Annotated in this window: 13 protein-coding genes and 1 tRNA gene; 5 read left to right on the top strand and 9 right to left on the bottom strand. The window is 52.1% G+C overall.

Annotated features, from left to right (window positions below):
• Positions 1-14 precede the first annotated feature (14 nt).
• Entirely contained in the window at positions 15-2,204 is a 2,190-nt protein-coding gene (locus tag Q0294_RS11765) for a sulfatase-like hydrolase/transferase (RefSeq protein ID WP_299465223.1), read from the bottom strand.
• A gap of 356 nt (positions 2,205-2,560) precedes the next feature.
• Here Q0294_RS11765 and Q0294_RS11760 point away from each other — a divergent pair, with 356 nt between their 5' ends.
• The 3 genes from Q0294_RS11760 (at position 2,561) to Q0294_RS11750 (ending at position 7,508) form a co-directional block, all read left to right on the top strand.
• A complete protein-coding gene (locus Q0294_RS11760) occupies positions 2,561-4,996 on the top strand; it encodes a PSD1 and planctomycete cytochrome C domain-containing protein (protein WP_299465220.1) in 2,436 nt (811 codons plus the stop codon).
• Between the two features lie 2 nt (positions 4,997-4,998).
• The gene (locus tag Q0294_RS11755) at positions 4,999-6,468 is read left to right on the top strand and encodes a DUF1501 domain-containing protein (RefSeq protein ID WP_299465217.1); all 1,470 of its coding nucleotides are present in this window, start codon (positions 4,999-5,001) and stop codon (positions 6,466-6,468) included.
• 824 nt (positions 6,469-7,292) lie between these two features.
• Positions 7,293-7,508: a hypothetical protein gene (locus Q0294_RS11750; RefSeq protein WP_299465214.1), complete on the top strand. Its 216-nt coding sequence runs from the start codon at positions 7,293-7,295 to the stop codon at positions 7,506-7,508.
• 96 nt (positions 7,509-7,604) lie between these two features.
• Here the strand turns inward: Q0294_RS11750 and Q0294_RS11745 are convergent.
• Both Q0294_RS11745 and Q0294_RS11740 read right to left on the bottom strand, forming a co-directional pair.
• Positions 7,605-7,677, bottom strand: a tRNA-Lys gene (locus tag Q0294_RS11745).
• A gap of 284 nt (positions 7,678-7,961) precedes the next feature.
• Complete coding sequence (locus tag Q0294_RS11740; RefSeq protein WP_299465211.1) at positions 7,962-9,545, bottom strand: aldehyde dehydrogenase (NADP(+)); 1,584 nt, start codon at positions 9,543-9,545, stop codon at positions 7,962-7,964.
• A gap of 100 nt (positions 9,546-9,645) precedes the next feature.
• Here Q0294_RS11740 and Q0294_RS11735 point away from each other — a divergent pair, with 100 nt between their 5' ends.
• On the top strand, positions 9,646-11,139 hold the full coding sequence (locus Q0294_RS11735; protein WP_299465208.1) for a tryptophan 7-halogenase: 1,494 nt from the start codon (positions 9,646-9,648) through the stop codon (positions 11,137-11,139).
• A gap of 28 nt (positions 11,140-11,167) precedes the next feature.
• On the opposite strand, the gene htpG is transcribed toward Q0294_RS11735, so the two are convergent.
• Complete coding sequence (gene htpG, locus Q0294_RS11730) at positions 11,168-13,078, bottom strand: molecular chaperone HtpG (RefSeq protein WP_299465179.1); 1,911 nt, start codon at positions 13,076-13,078, stop codon at positions 11,168-11,170.
• A gap of 331 nt (positions 13,079-13,409) precedes the next feature.
• On the opposite strand from htpG, the gene Q0294_RS11725 reads away from it, so the two are divergent.
• Positions 13,410-14,306: a TIM barrel protein gene (locus Q0294_RS11725; protein WP_299465176.1), complete on the top strand. Its 897-nt coding sequence runs from the start codon at positions 13,410-13,412 to the stop codon at positions 14,304-14,306.
• Positions 14,307-14,348: 42 nt separating this feature from the next.
• Here the strand turns inward: Q0294_RS11725 and csrA are convergent, their stop codons facing one another.
• The 5 genes from csrA to Q0294_RS11700 form a co-directional block, all read right to left on the bottom strand.
• Positions 14,349-14,546 (bottom strand): carbon storage regulator CsrA, encoded by a 198-nt coding sequence (gene csrA / locus Q0294_RS11720; RefSeq protein WP_299465173.1) that lies wholly within the window; start codon positions 14,544-14,546, stop codon positions 14,349-14,351.
• Positions 14,547-14,794: 248 nt separating this feature from the next.
• Positions 14,795-15,586, bottom strand: a complete 792-nt coding sequence (locus tag Q0294_RS11715) for an MOSC N-terminal beta barrel domain-containing protein (RefSeq protein ID WP_299465170.1) — start codon at positions 15,584-15,586, stop codon at positions 14,795-14,797.
• An 18-nt stretch (positions 15,587-15,604) separates the two neighbouring features.
• The gene (locus Q0294_RS11710; RefSeq protein ID WP_299465167.1) at positions 15,605-17,215 is read right to left on the bottom strand and encodes a hypothetical protein; all 1,611 of its coding nucleotides are present in this window, start codon (positions 17,213-17,215) and stop codon (positions 15,605-15,607) included.
• Between the two features lie 49 nt (positions 17,216-17,264).
• Positions 17,265-19,808 carry an ABC transporter substrate-binding protein gene (locus Q0294_RS11705; protein WP_299465164.1) on the bottom strand — a complete coding sequence of 848 codons (2,544 nt, stop codon included), beginning with the start codon at positions 19,806-19,808 and terminating at the stop codon, positions 17,265-17,267.
• Positions 19,805-20,893: PQQ-binding-like beta-propeller repeat protein (locus Q0294_RS11700; RefSeq protein ID WP_299465161.1), on the bottom strand; the 1,089-nt coding region annotated here is incomplete at its 5' end. The genes Q0294_RS11705 and Q0294_RS11700, both read right to left, overlap by 4 nt.

The raw sequence follows: 20,893 nt of genomic DNA, 5'->3' as shown, positions 1-20,893 counted from the left end.
ATCGATTCCGAAGCTCAACGCTCGCCGTAAACAGGGGGCTTCCAGTTCTTGGGCAATCGTCCCTGAGGCTGCACGCCGTATGCTTTCGCGGGGATGGGATGATCTTCCGCTTTCAGCAGCGGGAGGTCGTCGGGCAGGTGTTTGATCTTGAAATCCTTGTATTGAATTTTCATGGCAGGGCCGACATGAACCTGCACCGCCAGCACGCCTTCCAGGGCGCGTCCCTTTTCATCCAGGTCGATCAGATCGGCCGTTTTGTGACCGTCAATCCAGTGCTCTTGATGATTTCCCTGCACCAGCACGCGGAAGTCGTGCCATTCGTCGGGCGCAAATTCTTTGACGGGCATTTTTTCAATGACCCACGGTTGACCATCGGGGGCAATGATCACTTTTTCGCCGGTGTGTGACAGGATGCGGCGGCCCCGTTCTTCATACAGCATTCCGTTGTAGTTGGGATTGTTCGCGACGACGTCACATTGATAACCGGTCACGATGTCCAGACCGAGATCAGGCCGCGACATGCCGCGATACTGCAGGCCACTGTTACCGCCGGCGGTGACTTTCACCTTCACGCGCAGATCAAAATTGCGGATCGTCGAATCTTTCCAGGTAATGAAACGGTTCATCTTCAACGTGCCGTCGGTCTTGCCGGTGAGGGCGCCCTCTTCGACGGACCAATACTGCGGGTCACCGTCCCAGTGACGCAGCGTTTTGCCATCAAACACACGGACGAAACCCTCTTTGTCCGGCTGCGTGCCGACCGCTGCAGAGGCGCGCGGATGAGGAACGGTTGACGCGGTGAATTCACCTTTGAGCGGATCGAGCGGGCCGCCGAGTTCTTTGACGCGGTCGGTCGTCCGATTTCGCATTTCCTCCAGCGTTTTCGCATGCTGCGGATCACCGGCCAGATTGACCAGTTCATCGGGATCATGTTTCAGATCGTGTAGAAATTCGTGATTCCCGTGGTCGAAGTAGCGCACGTATTTAAATTGTGCGTTGCGTAAACCCTCATAGGCGGGAATGCGATTGCGGACGGCGAAGTGTTCGTGAAATGTTTCCGTCCGCCAGTCGGCTGGTTTCCCGTTGTCGACAACCGGCTTCAAACTGTGCCCCTGATAACGTGCGGGAATTTCAACGCCGGCCCAGTCGAGAAAGGTCGCCGGGAGATCCAGATTCAACGCCGGCGCATCGGTGACTTTGCCACGCTGGTTTTGGGGAACACGCGGATCAGCTACGATCAGCGGCACCTTGATTGCTTCTTCATAATGCGACCATTTGCCGGCCAGACCGCGATTGCCCATATAATAGCCGTTGTCGGCGGAATACACGATGATGGTATTCTCAGCCAGCCCGGCTGCTTCCAGCGCCTGCATGAAACGGCCGATCGCGCCATCGATGCCGCTGACCATGCGGTAGTACGCACGCATGTTTGTCTGATATTTCTCATCGGTATTCCAGCGCCAAAAATAACGCTCGCGGTTGATCGTCGTTTTCAAAAAATCGGGCTGACCGTCGAAGATCGCCGGATCACCAAGCCGGGGCGGTGCAATTACAGTCTCTTCGTACATTCCATCAACGGCGCGAGGCCAGGGGAAATGACCAATGCCCGGGCGGCGGTCGCCGTCTTCCGCGTGACAGGCATTGAACCACATGTTCAACGCGAACGGTTTGTCTTTCGGCTGCGATTTCACAAACGCAATACCCCGATCGACGATCAGTTCTGTTTCGTGTCGCAGGCTGCCGTCCGGTTGCTTTTTGTAATAGGGGTTTCGGCTGATCGCTTCAAATTCGTCAAAGTGTTTTTCCTTTTGATATCCTGGCGGCATCTTCGCGTGCCATTTCCCAAAGTAGCCGGTGCGATAACCGTTCTGGCGCAGGATGTCGGAGTATAAGGTCTCGACCGCATCGGGGCGTGCCAGTTCGGGATTGGAAGGAGTGCCGTAACTGCGTCCTGTCAGGCCGGTCAGAATCGTCGTGCGGCTGACCCAGCAGATCGCCTGGCTGACATAGGCGTTTTCAAATCGCGTCCCCCGCGCCGCCAGTGCGTCGATGTTCGGCGTCTGGATGACCGGGTTGCCGTAACATCCAATTGTGCTGGTGGTCTGATCGTCGGCGAAGAAAAAGACAATGTTCGGCCGTTCGTCAGCGTAAAGGGGGCCGGTTGATACGAAGAGCAGCAGCACGAGTTGCAGGATGATTTTCATGGTGGAATTTCATTGGTTTGAGAGGGAGCGCGTAAGTCAGAAGCCAATTTTCACAATAAAATTGTACCATTGATGGAAGTGAAAGCCACCCGGTCACTCACAATATTTCCCTGTTTTCACTGATCATGACAGGGAAACGCGACGATCATCAAAGAAAACACGGGTAGGAGTCTGATCAAGGGGTTGTAACTGAGGTCGGCACAAGATTAGAATAGATCTTCTCTCCTTTGTGAGCCCCGACGCTGATTCAAAACAGACAACCATCGAAACCGATTTAAGATTTTAGCCGCTCTCGCTGATTTTTAAATATGAACAAGCGACGGCTCACTCCCACAGGTTGAAAGTCAGTTAAAGAAATGATTGACCTGAAATACCGCATCGCTCTCACAGCGACATTGATGTACCTGCTGCTGGCATCCGGTGGAAAATCTTTCAGTGCGGAACCGGTCGACTTTCAGCGCGATGTGGCTCCGATTTTACATCGTCACTGCCTGAGTTGTCACAATGACCGCATTCGCAGAGGGGGCCTCTCACTGCATTCGGCTCAAGCGGCGGACAAAGGGGGTGAGAGTGGTTCGAGTATTGACCCCGGCGATCCTTCAGCGAGTTATCTGCTCGACCTGATCACTCCGACAGACGGAACCGCCGAGATGCCGCGCGACGCACCCCCTCTCTCTGAAAATGAGATCGCGACCATTCGTCGCTGGATCAAAGCCGGCGCTTCCTGGCCCGCGGATTTCGAAATTCAACCACCGGTCTTATGGTCACTGCAGCCGCTGCAACGTCCCTCCGTTCCTCAAGACATCGCGACCGCCGAACAATTCCCGATCCGAAATCCGATCGATGCGTTTGTCGCGGCCCGACACAAACTGAACGGGGTCAAACCGGCCCCGCAGGCAGATCGTCGTACACTCATTCGACGTTTGTATTTTGATCTCGTGGGCTTACCCCCTACGCCGGACGTGGTCGAAGCCTTTGTTTCCGACGAAGATCCACGCGCTTATGAACGGCTGGTCGATGATCTGTTAGCGTCTCCCCATTTTGGCGAGCGCTGGGGCCGCTACTGGCTGGATCTGGCCCGCTATGCGGACAGTGACGGTTACCTGGGGGACAGTATCCGACAGCATGCCTGGGTTTATCGCGAATGGGTCATCGATGCGATCAACCAGGATTTACCTTTCAACCAGTTTTCGATCGAGCAACTGGCGGGAGACCTGCTTGAGAAACCGACCGTGTCGCAGAAAATCGCGACCGGCTTTCACAGGAACACGTTGAGTAATACGGAAGCTGGCGTTGATCTGGAATTGTATCGCACGAAAGAAATCGTGGATCGCGTGAATACGACAGGTATGGTCTGGCTGGGCCTCACGTTTGGCTGTGCGGAATGTCACGACCATAAGCACGATCCGGTTTCGCAGAAGGAGTTCTATCAGCTTTACGCCTTCTTCAATAATGCCAACGACGCGACGGTGACGGTCAAGAACCAGTGGGAAGTCACCGAATACGAACAGGCCCGCGAAAAATGGCAGCCCGCTTATGACGAACTGCAAACCCGTCTGAAAGAGTACGAACTCGCAGACCTCAAGCCGGAACAGAAAACCGAGCGGGATAAGATCCTGAACGGCTTTAAAAAAGCGTCCGACCTGAAACGGCTGGCCCCTTTTTATCAAACGAAAAAAGCGGGCTGGGACAAAGTAAATACGCAACTGGGAAAACTCCTGGAAACCAAACCAACTCCCCCTGCGACGAAAGCGCCGGTGTTCACAGAACGAACCAAAGACCGGCGGGACACCTTTATCCATGTGCGCGGCATTTACAATCGACCCGGCGAACAGGTGAAACCGGGCACGCCTTTCGTGCTGCCCGACCTGTCATCGCGAGATCAGACGCCCGACCGGCTCGATCTGGCGCAATGGTTATTTCAGGACAGCAATCCACTCACGCCGCGCGTGGCCGTCAATCGGATCTGGCAGCATTTGTTCGGCCGCGGGCTGGTCGCGACCCCCAACGATTTCGGCACCAAAGGGGAAGCGCCCACGCATCCACTTCTGCTGGACTGGCTCGCAGCCGAGTACAAACAGCGGGACTGGAGCCGTAAAGCGATGATTCGCCTGATCGTCATGTCATCCACCTACCGCATGTCGTCCGCGGCAAACGCCAGTTCCAATCCGCGGGATATCAACAACCTGCTGCTCTGGAGGCAAAACAGTTTTCGGCTCGAAGCTGAGATCGTCCGCGATATTCATCTGGCCGCGTGCGGGCTGCTCGACCGCACCATTGGTCGTCGCGGCATTCGTCCGCCGCTGCCGGCGTTTGTGACCGATGTCGGGCGGAGTGTGAAATGGCCCGCCAGTCAGGGGAGCGAGCGTTATCGGCGGGGCATGTACATCGTCTTTAAACGGACGGTTCCCTATCCGATGCTGATGACGTTTGACGCCCCCGATGCCACCGTTTCCTGCAGCCGACGCGAACGCTCGAACACACCACTGCAGGCACTCACGCTGCTGAACGGACCCATGTTTTTTGAAAGCGCGCAGGCCCTGGGACGGCAGATGGATGAGCAGTATCCCGATGATTTTCCCGCGGCTGTGCAAACAATGTATCTGCGCTGTCTCTCCCGACCGGTCAGCGAACGGGAACAGGAATTTCTCAGCGCTGCTTACGCGGACCTGCTGCAATTAGCGGAAACGAAAACGAAAGACGCAACCCAGACCGACAACCCCCGGCTCACCGCCATGGTTCAAGTGGCGCGCATCATTATGAACCTGGACGAATTTATCACGCGAGACTGAATATGCTGCCTCCTTCCCTTAACAACGAAATGAATCCATTGGCGACACTGAATCGGCGGCGGTTTTTTGCCACCGGTGCCAGCGGTCTGGGAACCGTCGCTCTCGCGGCGCTGATGAAAGACAATGGCTTACTCGCCGGCGAAGTGCCTCAGCAACTGGCACACATCGCACCGCGTGCGAAACGTTGTATTTATCTCTTCATGGAAGGGGGGCCGAGTCAGATGGATTTGTTCGATCCCAAACCAAAGTTGAACGAACTCGACGGCCAGCCGATGCCCGAGTCGTTACTGAAAGACATTAAGTTCGCCTTCATCCAGAAAGAGGCGGCCCGGCTGATGGGGAGCCCGCGCACATTCAAACGTTACGGCGAGTGTGGCATGGAACTGTCTGACCTGCTGCCGCACCTCAGTACGTGTGTGGATGACATCGCTCTGATTCGCTCGATGCACTGTGAACAGTTCAACCACCTGCCCGGCCAGCTCATGATGCTCAGCGGTTCGGATCTGCAGGGACGACCGACACTGGGTTCGTGGCTCAATTATGGTTTAGGCAGCGAATCGCAGAATTTACCCGGTTACGTGGTACTTGCGACTTTGGGACGCGGCTTGCCGGGCGGGGCCTCCAGCTGGTCGAGCGGTTTTCTGCCGTCGCAATACGCGGGCACGCTGTTTCGCAATCAGGGAAGTCCGGTGTTGAACCTGGCCAACCCGCCGGAAATCTCAGAGGCGGCACAGATGCGCAGCCTGCAGACCATCAACGAATTGAACGGCCTGCGTTTTGACCAGATTGGCAACCCGGAAATTGCCAGCAGAATCAAAGCCTACGAACTCGCCTTCCGCATGCAGCAGACGGCACCGGAACTGCTGGATCTGTCGGGCGAAACCAAAGCAACGCTGGAAGAATACGGGGTCACGCGCGAAGAAGCCTCAAAGAGTAATGAGTCCGGTTTTCAAGGTTCGTACGCCCGAAACTGTTTACTGGCGCGACGCATGGTCGAACGCGGCGTGCGGTTCGTGACTTTGTTTTTATCGACCTGGGACCACCACAGTTCGCTGGACAGCGGCTTGAACCGTTACACAAAAATCTCCGACCAACCGATCGCGGCTCTGCTGAAAGATCTCAAACGACGTGGTTTGCTTGATGAAACACTGGTCGTCTGGGGAGGCGAATTCGGACGGACGCCGTTGGGAGAAAACCGCGCCAACTTCAAGACAGTCACGGGTCGCGACCATCATCCGTATTCCTTCAGCATGTGGCTCGCAGGCGGCGGCATCAAAGGGGGACAGGTCATCGGCGAAACAGACGAGATCGGCTGGGGCGTCACCAAAGACCCGGTCCACGTCCACGACCTGCACGCCACCATCCTGCACCTGTTCGGCCTCGACCACGAAAAACTAACCTACCGCTTCCAGGGCCGCGATTTCCGACTGACCGACGTTTCGGGAAACGTCGTCGAACGACTATTGGCGTAGGGGGCGAATCTGGTATGCAACATTGCCATCCAGATGAATCCAACACTTCCGTCAACCGTCAAATACAAATTCCATCGTCTTCCCTGCGCCTGTGGGCGGACACATGGGTCCGCCCCTACCTCAGCTTGGACAACGATTTCATCTCGTAGGGGTCGCCCCATGTGGCGACCCGCCTGGCGACGTTCGACTACGTTACCCTCACAACGGAACCTCGCAAACCATTCGCACGCCTCATCACAAAGCCCTCAACCCTGCGGGCGGACACATGGGTCCGCCCCTACCTCACCTTGGACAACGATTTCACCTCGTAGGGGGCGCCCCATGTGGCGACCCGCCTGGCGACGTTCGACTACGTTACCCTCACAACGGAACCTCGCAAACCATTCGCACGCCTCATCACAAAGATCTCAACCCTGCGGGCGGACACATGGGTCCGCCCCTACGATAATGTCCTCGTCGTGGTTGATCCGTGTGTGCCTGTGATTGTTCTGTCACGATTTCTGTTCCGGGGACTGGTGGATATTCAGTTATTACGGGGCCGGTGCTATCTGGTAGAATCTGGGGTGGCGTGGTGTTTCGGTGAGAGATGCCGTCTGACTTTGAGTCGGGGGGCGTTTGCCGAATCTGCGAGGGCGCTCTGTGGAATCGGCGTCTGGAGGGCTGAGGGCTTCACGGGTTTTTGATTTCACTGGATTATCGTGGGGGGCGTGAGGATGACAAGGGGAAATGAGTGTCGCGGAGAGGTTCGGGTAGGGTCCGTTTTGGTTCGTGGAGGGCTGGTTAATGTTCGGTACAGGTTCGGGAATGACCCGGTTTGGCGCCTTATGTCGCAGAATTGCGGGGGGCGAATGAGCAGTGGTTTTCAAATCGTGCTGAAACGAGGGGGTTTTATAGTGTGCTGTTTGAAGTACGGCGCGGTCTTCAGCGAACCGGTTTTTTGTACGCGCGCGACGCATCAACCAGAGGAAAACGATCATGGCAAACGGAGCGGCGCGGTCAAGACCGATTTATTCAGTGGAGGAGCAGGGGTTCATATGTGAAAAAACAACCGCGGGTCTGCAGGAGGTTCAGAGTGAAGGAGCCGAACAGGAGTGGCGGGTGTGTCACGAAGTGTTGGCGTGGAGGAAGTAAGGAAATGAGGGCGCAGGGACTTGAACCCTGGACCTACGGATTAAAAGTCCGTTGCTCTACCAACTGAGCTACGCCCTCATTTGTTCTTACTGTATCTGATGCGGCCTGGAACTGGATGTGTTTTGTGTCACATGCGTGTTTCCTGGGGGCCGATTGATGACTGAGTCAGGATAATAGCAACAAGCTCGATGAAATCACAATATACCGGGCGGAAAAAATCATTGTAAATTCATATTTTCTCTACCTTTAGTCATAACGGCTCTCGATTCGTTTGAAAGGATTCTCTGAAACGGGGGGCTTCCGAAAAGTCCTTATGAACAGGCTGTTTGAGTCCGTTTTGATGTCATCGGTGGGAAGGTCGGTTATGCGCTATAGTCTTCTTGTGTGTACATTCCATCAATATACCGCCAGAGACCGGGGTTGGGATTTTGGGGTTTCAGGGCGTCCGGCAAGCGGTGCGGACGGACATTGTCGTAACATTGCAACATGGAGAAACGATGTATGGCAGCGGGAATGCCGACTGAGGTGAAGACCGGGTGGCCCGTGGACGGGAAGGGGCCGCCATGATTCATGGCCGGGCTGACGGCGACGCCGGTAGGCATTTTGTCGTTGAGGAGCCGGCCGACTTTTTGACGTAAAACGGGAGCGATCTGATCGTAGAGGGAATCGTCACTGCCGCCGGTGTGACTGTAAATACAACCGGTCAGATTGCCTTCGAGGCATTCTGCGATCTGTGTGAGTTCTTCGTCGGTCTCGGCGACCACGAAGAGGGAAGCGTTTCCGAACGCTTCTTCCTGAAGTGCTGCCGGGTTTTTGAGGAAGTGGCTGCCGCTGACTTTTAATAACGTATTAGCACAGGAGAAAGCAGGACCATCAGAGGCACCACCGCCGGTGACGAGAGTCGCGCCGGCGGATTGAATGGCGGCGATTCCGGATTGAAACCCTTTCTGGACGCCTTCACTCAAGAGGACGCCCGCGGGGGCTGCTTCGAATTTTTGTTTGACTTGTTCGATGAATGCATTTGCTGCTTCGCCGGCTTTCAAAGCGACCAGACCGGGATTCGTACAGAACTGGCCAGTTCCCATCAGGCAACTGCCTTTGAATTCTTCTGCGATCTCGGCACTGCGTTCGGCTAATGCTTCGGGGAGAATGAAGACGGGGTTGATGCTGGAGAGTTCGAGATACACGGGTTTGCCGGCTTTGTCGGCTGCTTCTTTGATGGTTAAGCCTGCGTTGCGGCCGCCGGTATAACCGATGGCACCCATCAGGGGGTGAGAGACGAGGCGACAGCCGTCTGTGTGGCTCGTGCGGTAGATGAGCTGGACGAAACCTGTCGGCATATTGGTTGCTTTGGCTGCGGCATCCGCGGCTTCGGCGAAAATTTGAGTTGTTTTTGGATGAGAGGAATGGCCTTTGGCAATGACCGGGTTACCGGCAGCAACTGCGGCGGCGAAGTCGCCTCCGGCGATGCTGTTAAACGCGAATGGAAAATTATTGGGACCAAAAACGGCGACGGGACCTATCGGACCAAACAGCGAACCGATGCCTGCGACGGTATCGATTGTGGGCTGGGCCCATGAACCTTCGCGGGCATGTGTGGCGGCCTGTCGCAGTTGGTTGGTTGTGCGGGGAAGTTCGCCGTCTCGTAAGCGGGGAGATTCCGGATAACCTGTTTCCTGATGTGCGGTCTGAACGAGGGCGTCGGTTCGTTTTTCGATTTCAGCGGCATACGCTTCCAGAAACGCGGCAAACCGATCGCCGGACCAGCCACGCATTTCGTTGGCAGCGGCAGATGCGGCTTCGATGACGGATTCGATTTCTTCCCAGGGGCTGACGGGGAACTGGGGGGCTAACAGTTCAGCGGTTGCCGGGTTGACGGCTTGAAATGTTTTGGAAGATGTTGACTTGATCCACTGTCCGTTAATGAGAACCGGTTGTATCTGCATGATCTATCCTTCTGAACGTGCCTTTAAATTGGCAATCGGTTAATATATGTGTTTCTGATAGTTTACCAAAATCTGATCAAAGTAGAATCCATCCACTCTCATGCAGCAATTTGACGTCGTGATCTTGGGAGCCGGCTTTGGTGGAAGTCTGACGGCACTGCTGCTGGACCGCATCGGCTTCTCCGTCGCCTTGATTGACCGCGGAAAACATCCCCGGTTTGCGATCGGAGAATCTTCGACACCGATTGCCGGTTATCTGCTCCAGTCACTCTCAGAACAGTACGATCTTCCACAATTTCAGCCATTTTGCAAGTATGGAAGCTGGCAGCAGAGTTATCCCGGCCTGGCCTGTGGCATCAAGCGCGGCTTCAGTTACTTTTCTCAGGAGCCGCTGCAAAACTTTCATGTGAAACCGGATCATGGCAGTGAATTGCTGGTGACGGCGAACCTCAGCGATGCATTGGCGGAGACGCACTGGTATCGGGCTGACGTCGATTGTTTTTTTGCAGACGAAGTAAAGAAATCGAAGGTGGTTTATCTGGATCAGACTAAAGTAAGCGTCAATCGGTCGCATGTCTGGGAAATCTCGGGGGAAAGAACAGGAGAACAGATTGCACTGCGGGCTGCTTTTCTGATTGATGCGACGGGGGCAGCGGGGATCGTGCCGCATGCGCTGAGGATAAAACGTCAGACGGAGTTTTTAACGAATTCGACTGCGATCTACGGGCATTTTGAGAAGGTGACTCCCTGGGCGAAGATATTGGATCGATGTCACGTAAGTCGGTCTGATTATCCGTTTGACTGTGATCACAGTGCGCTACATCACGTGTTAAGCGAAGGCTGGATGTGGCAGCTGCGATTTAATAATGGAATTACGAGTGCGGGGTTCGTGCTGGACGGAGAGCAGAAAACCGGCTCGGTTGAGCAACTCTGGGCGTCACTTTTGGAAAGCTATCCGGCAATCGCGTCACAATTTGAAGGGGCATCGCTTGTCGCGCCTGAATCGGGTCTGGTCTCTACGAGACGATTGCAGCGTGGCTGGAAGATGTGTGCGGGCGCGGATTGGGCGTTGTTGCCGCATACGGCGGGATTCATTGATCCACTGCACAGCACCGGCATCGCGCATACCTTATGTGGGATTGAACGGCTGGTAGCTGCGCTGGAAAAAGCGTGGGGAACAGACGGACTTCCGGAAGCGATGTCGGATTATTCGGAGTCGGTGCAGACTGAGCTGGCGTTGATCGATGAGTTGGTTGCCGGCTGTTATCGCAGCTTGCCGCATTTTGATCTGTTTGCGGCGAGTACCATGTTTTATTTTGCCGCTGCGACCCGCTTTGAACATTTACGCTGTCGTGAGGGAGAGAAACCACTGTTTTTGTGCGCGGATGATGTCGGTTTCAGAAACGTCACCCGAGCATGGTTAGACCGTATTGCTTCGATTCAGCAGCAGGCGGACTGCGAGATAAATGAATTCAGGGAGGCAATCGTAGATGCGGAAAACCTGTTGAAACCCTGGAATCGGGTGGGGCTGTTTCACCCCGCAGTTCCGAACATGTATTACTACACCGCGGCTCCGGAATCAGAGCCGCGGTGAGTAACGTGTGCAAACCGTTTGTTGAATGTTACGTGATAATGGGGGAACGCTTTTGAGCCAGTTCTTCCATCATATTTTGGATATTGGCCGTGATCTGGTCCGGGTTGGTGGCAATGCCCGTCATCATCGCTGCGTTCCAGAAGAGCTGGCGGCCGCATTGTTTGATGAAAGCATGCTGGTCGGTATTGGACGAGAGTGTGCAGAGCCGTTTGATCAACTCGGCATCGGGATTGATTTCCAGAATGCGTTTTGTCATTGGGAAATCCTTGTTGTTCATACTCAATACTTTTTGCAGTTGAGAACTGATGGCGCCTTCCGGCATCACCAGACAACAGGGGCTGTCCGTCAGGCGGTCCGACTTTTTGACCGATTCAATCTCGTCTTTGAGTTCTTCCTCGATCAGCGAAAGCACTTTTTCGAACTCGGGGGTGACCGCTGCTTTCTCTTCTTCTTTGGTTTCCGATTTCTCTTCCGACTCTGTGTCTGATTCCGTTTTGCCGGGAAGTTTTACGTCGGAAGAATCGATGGAAATAATATCGTGGTCTTCAAATTTGCCGAGATTGGAGAGAACGATCTCATCCATCGGATCCGCCAGATAAAAAACTTCGATCCCTTTTTTACGGAAGATTTCGAGGTTCGGATTTTTGGCAATCGTATTGAAATCATAGCCGCCCAGATAATAAATCTGTTTCTGACTTTCGTCGGCCCGTTCGAGGTAGGTTTCCAGCGAAACCAGTTCGTTGTCTGAAGTCCCTTTCGAGGACGGAAAACGCAGAAGTTTGGCGATGGTGTTGCGGTTTTCAAAATCGGTGCCGATCCCTTCCCGCAGACTGCTGCCGAACTGACGATAGAATTCCAGATACTTTTCTTCATCATCTTTAGCGATGGATGCCAGATGCGAGAGTACACGTTTGGTTAATACTTTTTGAATCTTGCGAAAGATCGTATTGTCCTGCAGCGACTCCCGGGAAATATTCAGAGGCAGGTCTGCCGAATCGACGAGGCCATAAATGAATCGTAAATATTCGGGCAGTAAATCCCGGTTATCGTTTTGAACCAGGATGCGTTTGGCACAGAGGCTGATGCCATGTTCCGTGCGCCCGAAACCCATCAGTTCGAGATTGGTTTGCGGGCAGTATAAGATGCTGTGAAACTGGAATGGAGAATCACTGCTCAAGTGCAGATGCCAGCGTGCCTGGTCTTCGCCGTTATGCGCCAGGTACTGATAAAAGCCGTCGTATTGTTCCTGTGTGAGTTGCGTTTTCGGTTCCAGCCAGATGGGCGGCTGATCGTTCACGAGTTCATCGCCTAGTTTAATGGGATAGGGGACGAACGTGGAATATTTTTTGAGGATGAATTTCAGTCGGGTGTCGTTTGTAAATTCGTCGAGGTCTTTTCGCAGGTGCAGACGAATTGAGGTTCCTCGTTCCAGGTCTTCTTGTGGTTCAATCGTAAAGGAGCCGGTTCCGTCGGATTCCCATTTCCAGCCGGTCTCTTCCTGATAGCTGCGCGTCAAGACTTCGACTTTGTCAGCCAGCATGAAAGCGGAATAAAAGCCGACGCCGAACTTGCCGATCAGCGAGACTTCCTCTTTTTTATCACCGGCTGCATTTTTCAAAAAGTCGAGCGAACCGCTATGGGCAATGGTGCCTATGTTTTCGATCAACTCGGCATGCGTCATACCGACGCCATTATCGGAGATGGCGAGGATATGGTTCTCTGTATCGGGCTCGAGACGTATTTCGAGAGCAGAGTCATTTTTGACGGCGTCATCCGTCAGAGAGAGAAATCGAATTTTATCTAATGCGTCAGAGGCATTCGAGATCAGCTCTCGAATGGCAATTTCGCGATTTTGATAGAGGGAGTGCGAGAGCAAATCCAAAAGTTTTTTGATTTCAGCCTGAAATGTGAATTTTTCGGATGTAGTTTTTTCATTCATGGTCTTACTCGGAATCGTTTTAAAGAAAATTAACGTGAACTGGTGATTTCCTCTTAGCAGAGGAGTTGACCTGATTACAAGACTACCGCTGGACTGTTTATAAATGGTATGGCTTTTGTTGTAAAGTTGCCTGATCCTTCTGCTTGCAGACACTTGTGAGAAAATCGTGCAAAAGACATTTGTAATCTGCTGGTCGAGACTGTAATAATAAGACTAATCAGGCGTGGCACCGCTGGCATCAATTTCTTCTTCCCGGCTTGGTTACGTTTATTCCTGCATGATTAAGTACAGTCCACCTACCTAAAACAGAGATAATACGGGGATCATTTCTATGGTATTCTACTCACGCCGCGATTTTTTGAAAACTTCCGCTCTGGGTGGTGCTTTGACTTTGGGCGGTGGTCTGTCTGGTTCCCTGTTCGCAGCCGACAAAAAGCCGGCTCCCAAGGCTCAATATGGCCTGGTGACTTATCAGTGGGCCAAGGACTGGGATCTGCCGACCTTGTTGAAAAACTGCAAAACAGCCAATGTCCTGGGGGTGGAACTACGAACAACCCACGCACACGGAGTGGAATCAACTCTCAGCAAAACACAGCGCGACGAAGTGGCGAAACAATTTGCTGACAGTCCTGTTACGCTGGTAGGGATTGGCAGTAATGAACGTTATGATAATCCCGATGCTGCTGTTTTGAAGAAAGCGATTGCCGACACTCAAGACTTTATCAAACTCAGTCATGATGTGGGGGGCAGCGGAGTCAAAGTCAAACCGGATTCCTTCCATAAAGGGGTTTCGGAAGAAGAGACGATCGAGCAGATTGGGCGTTCGCTGAATGCGGTTGGGAAATATGGAGCCGACTGGGGACAGCAGATTCGTCTGGAAGTCCACGGAAAATGTGCGCATCTTCCGACGATTCGCAAGATATTAGACGTGGCCGATCATCCGAATGTTGCGATCTGCTGGAACTGCAACAAACAGGATCTCGAAGGGAAGGGGCTCGATTACAATTTTGCGCTGGTCAAAGACCGCCTGGGTGCCACAACTCATATTCACGATCTGATTAATGATCCCTATCCCCATAAGCGATTCTTTGAGCTGATGGCCGGTGCGAATTATACCGGGTGGCTCATGCTTGAAGAAGGGAAGCTGCCCAATCAGGATACAGTTGCTGCTCTGGCAGAACAGCGAAAATTGTTCGATCAGATGTGGGCACAGGCGCAAGACAGCTGATCGCTGAATCGCGAGAAACGACTGGAGTAGACAAAACGAGACTTAAGGTGTTTCGCAGTTCGTGTTGTTTTGCGCATTCTGTTCTTTGATGGCAGCATACACTTCTTCACGATGCACAGTCACGTCTTTCGGAGCTTCAATTCCGAGGCGTACTTTATCGTTCTTTATTTCGATCACCATCAATGTGATCGAATCTCCAATGATAATTTTTTCGTCTTTTTTTCGGCTAAGTACTAGCATCGCGATTCCCTGCGAATAAGATTTTTGGGGAACATCTTTGTTACTGGCTTTTTCGGATTATGAAAAACATCATGTTTTGAAAAAGCGACACCTGAAACTTAGCCTACTGTTTTCGGGGTGTCTGCTTTGATCTGAAGAAAAAGACTGGTATTCTGATAACCGATTATCATAAAGAAGCAATTGTAGCGGTTGTAAGATTTATTCCTGCCCGGTTTTGAGCAGATTGGCGAAGCACCCGTTTCCACTTCTCACGCCAGGATGCTGACGGGATCGCCGATCCGGAGCTGTGGAGAGTGGCTGTCGGTCAGTTGATGGAGCCTGGTATTCACGGCGAGGCGATACATATTTTGAAATAAAGCGACTGGCGCCCATTCCGGAAATGTGGCTTTCCGTTCTTGAATGAATGTTTTCATAAACTCCGGATTCGTGTCTCCCGTGAAGGGCGATCGGGAAGGTACAACGCAGCGTTTGCAGGGATTCGAGCCTGCAAAAATCACCGAGCCGATCTGAAATAAAACAGGTGGCTCTGTGGCTGAATAGAGACGATCTTCACAAAAAGGCAGATCACCTGCCAATTCCAGATTGGCGCGGAAGCGGAGCCTGAGTTCATCGACGGAGATCTCCGGGAACCAGCGTGAAAGTTCTTCGTAGGTCTGAGTGCTGATGATCGTCGGTCCTGATGCTGCCAGATCATCCGGAAAGCCTGTTTCAATATTTTCTTTTAAACTGGCCGGTTGATTGAAATAATCGCTGAACCAGGTTTCCAGTTCCGCTGTTTGTTCAATCAGATGAAATCGATTCGTTTCTGAAGATGTCTCGGGGGTGGAGAGTGTCACTGTTCGATGTGCCAGATCATAGACGGCACGGATTTTGTGAATCTCCGGATACTTTTTTGCGTTGATCACATGATTCGTCTGATCGAACAAAGCAAACTGGCGATCTCCTGAGAGGGCGCCTCCCGGAAGTACCTCTGCCTGATCGACGAAGACAGGGTCAAGTGATTTGACAGGAAAAAGGGCAATCCTGGTGAGAGTCCACATGGGGTCGTCTTTCTGCATTCATTTCGGTGAACGACGGTCTGGATCTTGTTTTTGCAGTTGCTTCAAGTCCTGGATTTCTGCTTTGAGATCAATGATTCCCGCCGGGTCCAGGAAACGCTCGATGCGTCCAGCTGTTTCCCGACAGAGGCCGGTAATACGCGATTGCGCGGCTTTGTTCTTCTGGCTTTGTGCCTCTTCGACAGCCGTCACCTGAATGACATTCAGCTTATCCTGAAAGATTTGTTTTGGTGAAATGCCACTTTCCAGTTCCCTGATTCCTTCATCCACTTTCGGCCATTCATTATTTTTTGCCCATTTACGGATCCGTGCCATCTTCATGGAAAGCGATGCGACGGCCTCGATCAGTTCGCCGTTTAACACCGCTAATTCTCCTTCGACATTCAAGCGAATTCGATCATCGGGAATCTGAATGGTGATTTCGCGGTCGATACCCGGGATGTAAGGCACGTTCGCAACCAGCGCTTTACCGCTGCGAACATAAAGCCAGACTAACGGATGTTCCGGGTCGGCTGCGAGTGTGATTGCCCCGCTGCGGTTTGTTAAGTATTCACCCGACATGTAATCTTCTGAGTCTGGCGGAGGGGAATTTGTCTGTTTTTTTTGCTTTTCGTCTGCGAGCTGCCGTTGTCTGACTTCCTGGGGGTCGAGTGGTGACAACTCGACTTTCATGCCTGCAGAGGTTTGAGTTGAAGTTCCCCGTGGGATCAGTGTCAGGTTGGTTTGTGTGTACTTCGGTTTGACATGCAGGGCGAGCGTTTCCACTCTGCGTCGACTACCGCCGAGTATGCCACGCAGCCCTGAAGAAATGGAACAGGTTGCATATTTGCGATTGATGTCTTCCAGAATCAGGTAGGTCCAGGGGATGAACTGAATGTTTTTGACTTGCCGATCGCGATTTAAATAGCGGAAGAACGGCACGAAATAAAAGTTTTTCTCCAGGGTTCCAATCGTCGGGTCAGGCGTTAAATACTGGCTGGCCTGTTCGCTGACAGTGACCTGATCATCGTTGACTGTTTCAACCGTGAGGACAGACGAAAATAAGTCGCGCATGGAATGAAAAACGGTTTCGCTCAGAAAAGACTTTTCGAATGTGTGATGCGTTAACAGAGGGCTGAGCTGTTGTGAGAGATAATCAAACTCTCGTCCGGAAACCAGATATCCAATTCCCTCTGCTTCGATGGAGATGAGGAATAACTTGTCAAATGGCTGACTGGGATAGCGTTTCACGACTTCATCAGGCTGCAGGCGTTGTAACCCCTCGCTTGAGGAGAGTGGCAGCCAGTCGTTCTCATAGATACCAATGGCGTTAGCGGAACCGGTTTTCTTTTTCATTTCTTCGGACAGAACCCATTTTTCTCCTACGGAACGTTCGATGATCTGCTGCAGTTGCTGTTGAATCTGCAGGCGGTTTACGGGATTCAGTCGTGCGTCAGGGGCATAAGCGATGTCGACTCTGATCCGGTATGGTTGCAGGCTGATATGTTGTGGCTCAAGCGATTGTACGGACGCCGTTTCTGTTTGCGCAACAGAGACGGACTCCGAAAGCAGGAACAGTCCTGAGAACAGAATGAGGAATTGCCAGGTTTTTGAACAATCGCAAGAAAACATTATTTTACCAAAATGAAATTTCCAGTTTACCACTTCAATTTATACCGTCTTATTTTTGCGTGAACGTTTCCACTTTCGGATAAACGGGTGTGGTGATCCATTGCTCCACATTGTCGTAGAAGTTTAAGGGGCGATCAGCATACCCCTTGATGTTCGTGCGAAACACGTGAAACTGATCGATTTCCCACAAAGGAATAATGTGAGCCGTCGAATATAATTGCTGATGCAGTTTTTTCAGGAGTGCAGTGGCGGAATCCCAGTCAGTTGCTTCGTCCAGTTCGATTAATTTCTGCCTCATCCAGTCAGGGAATATTTCCAGCGATTCGATTTGTGCCCCTTTACCGACGGTTAGAAATGGCCAGAGCTCCATCACCGGCTCGGTCATGGCGACAGTGCGATAGACAATGTCCCATTTCAAATTCTGCTTTTCAGCTTCAATGGCGGTGTTCGGAATCAGCGTGACGTTGATGCCAATTCGCGCCCAGGCCTTGATCATCTCCTGAGCGGCTGCCTGCGCTTCCGGGTTCGGATCACAGAGCATATGCAGAGGCGGGAACGTTCCCCCCAGTTTTTTCTGAGATGCCACAGCTAATGCTACGGCCAGGGGATAATTGTACTGGCGCTGCGGAACCTGTTGATTGTAAGCCTGCAGCCCGGTGTAATAGGGGGCTGTGATCAGGCGACCGTTTAGGAGTTTGGATTCGTGCAGCAGGGATTCGGTCAGGATTTTCTGTCGATCAATGGCATAAGCAAGGGCTCTGCGCAGTTCAATGATTTTCAGAGGGTTACTTTCTGGATTAAACTGCAGCACATGCGACAGGGGAATCGCGCTTTGTACGACGTTGAATTCATCCTGTTGCTGAAAAAAAGAGACCAGTTTGGCTGGCAGAAAAGGAAGCACCGCGACTTCACCCAGCAATAAAGCCTGAAATGATTTCTCGAAAGTGGGGTATTGAATCTCATTGATCTGGGCAACATTATATTCCCGTAAACCAGTCGGTTCCGGGACGGCGCGAACATAACTGACCTGATTCGGAAGATGTTGATCTACGATGAACCGATTGGAAACGAGAATCTCCGGTTTTTGTGGGCTGGTTGTATTTTCGGAGTGATTTGCGACATGATTCCAAAGTGGTGGTGCGTTAATCGGGGTTGCCAATAGCCATTCTGTACGCAAGGGAACCCGATCAAAATAGATGCTGAATGTGAACGGATCTGTGGATGTTACCGAGCGGACGAAACTGTCGAATCGTTCGTCATACTCACTGTTTCCCGGCGTGATTTTATTTTTAAGAAATTGCGCGATATCAGCAGCCATTAAGACCGGATGAGATTCCCAGGTGGCATACGATTGTCGCAAAATAAAATCGGCACGGCGTCCCAGGTCGGTCGGTTCCCACTGCTCAAAAAAGCGGCTTTGATATTGCGGCGTTTGATCGACCCGGCTGACTTCAAACAGGGGGATCTGCGTTAATTTCTGATGGCGACGGGTTGAGTTCCGTTCCAGGAAATAAGGGCTCGGATCCAGAGCCGTCTCCATGACGCCGACATTTATGACGGGGTAACGGTTATGATATTGCAACAGCGCTTCGCGGAGCCTGGGGTTCGCCGGCCAGACCGTTGATGCCTCCATGACCGAAGCAATGGCTTGCTGGAACTGATTCTGTTTTGCTTCCTGAGCTGCTTTATTCAGGATGGCATCGGACTGGTTCAGAAACGATTCTTTCCATTTCGAAACGGTCTGTTGTCTGGGAAACATTGTCGACAGCCGTTTCAAATAGAAGTGCCCTTTTCGATAATATCCTTCCTTCACAGACTGGGTGATCATCGTATCAATGATTTCGCCGGCGAGTTTACTCAATCCCGGGAATTCCGGAGAACGGCTGTGTAAATCTTCAATGAACGCGAGTGCGTTCACATATTGTTCTGACTTTTGCTTGTCGATCGCTTCCAGAAACAATAATTGCTGCTGTCTCTGATCAAAACCAGGCCAGTCGCGATGTTTGCGATCGAGAACCAGCAGCATTTCAAACGCCGTACGTAATTGATTCTCCTTCAGGAGTTCATCGATGCGTTTGAGGATCTGGTCTTCGTGATGAACGACCTGCTTGACACTTTTTCTCTGAATTTGATACTCGGGGTTTTCTTTTTCATCGACGAGCGTCAACTGGATGAAATTGAGTGCGGCCCGCATTTTGCGTTGTTCATCAATTTCTTCTTTGCTTTTGGGTTTGGGCCAGTTGTAACTTTCTTTTAATGCCGCGTCGAGTTGTCCCAGCGTATCAGGACGCGGGTAGATTGGTTCCACGACCAGCACATAATCATTTTCCAGAACGATCCAGTCGACCGGTGGTTTTTTCAGGAGATCTTCGACCGAAGGAACCTGCATTTCCTCAATTTTTGGTAGCAGGGGTTCTTTCTCATCTTCTGTACTTCCCGATTCCGGAGTCTCTTTTTTGGTAGACGCAGAGTTTGCGGTTTTTTTGTCAGGCTTGGTTTCTTTTTGAGCGGAAACGGTTGTGAGCCCGAATGCAAACAGAATCAGTGTCAGGCTAATGAGACAGACGCCGGTTTTTCTGATGGGAATCATCATAGTGAAGCCTGTCCTTTCTGCTGCAGGACCTGATCAATCCGATAGAGGCTTCCATCCACTGTTGGTACGACCATGAATTTTTCCAGATCCACAATGGAACCGCTGGCGGGCAGAGGAGCCTTGATCTCTGTCTGGATTTTTCCCGTACTCGCGTCGAGTGTCATCAAGGTACCGTTTTGGAGAGAGATCAGCAGTTGTTTTTCAATGATGGCAGGAGGGCCGGCGAGGGATGTCTCCGGCAATTTTAAGTCCCAGACTTTTTGCAGGCCGCTCGCGATATTGAAACAGCTTAGGTTCTGTTTCGATTCCACAAACAGCAGCCCTGCTGAGATCCAGAGATCATTCGTTGCGGGAGAGGGTAACTGCAGTTTTGCTTTCTGCTGCGCCGTTTTGGCATCGAGCAGTTGCAGTTGTCCGGATGCATCGGTGACTGCCAGGATGTCCTTGCCGATACCTGCTTTAAAGTCGATGGGTTGTTTATTGTCGGTGATGGATAAAACGGCAAGGTGGCGTACGGGAGTCGTCCGATATTGCAGCGAGATGATCTGGCCGCTGGACGTGAGCGCGATGCATTGATCTTTCGCGGTTGCAATCAGTTGTTTCCATTTCACGTCCGTAGCGTTCTGGTCCGGCAGGACAAAATCCTGGACTGTGTTGAGCCCGTACCCTTTGCGAAACATCGAGATTTTTTTCTGAAAGGGGAGTGCAATTCCGTCACCAAGCAGCACAGGCATCGCCTCCAGCGGTGTTTTCAATTCGATGGTTTGTTCCAGTTGTCCAAAGGAATTGAGTACCCAGAGCGTAGGTTCAGGGGAGCCGCAGTAGACGGCAATTTTTCCATCAGACAGTTGTGTTGTCTTAAGCGGTTCAGTAAGCCCTTCGGGAAGTTTGAGCTGGGTGATGGTTTTTTCTTTAAAACTTGAAGCATCGGGATCAAAGTCGGTGTTACGCACTCGGAAAACATCTCCATCCGATGTGATACAGATCAGGCCGTTTTCTCCATAGGAATATGTTGCCAGAATGTCCGTGCCTAAGATGGATTTCCAGGAACTGGTCATTTCATCCCGGTTGGCAATCGTAAAAAT

This window comes from uncultured Gimesia sp., from assembly GCF_937919775.1.
Classification (GTDB): Bacteria; Planctomycetota; Planctomycetia; order Planctomycetales; family Planctomycetaceae; genus Gimesia.
This window is presented reverse-complemented; position numbering and strand designations above follow the sequence as displayed.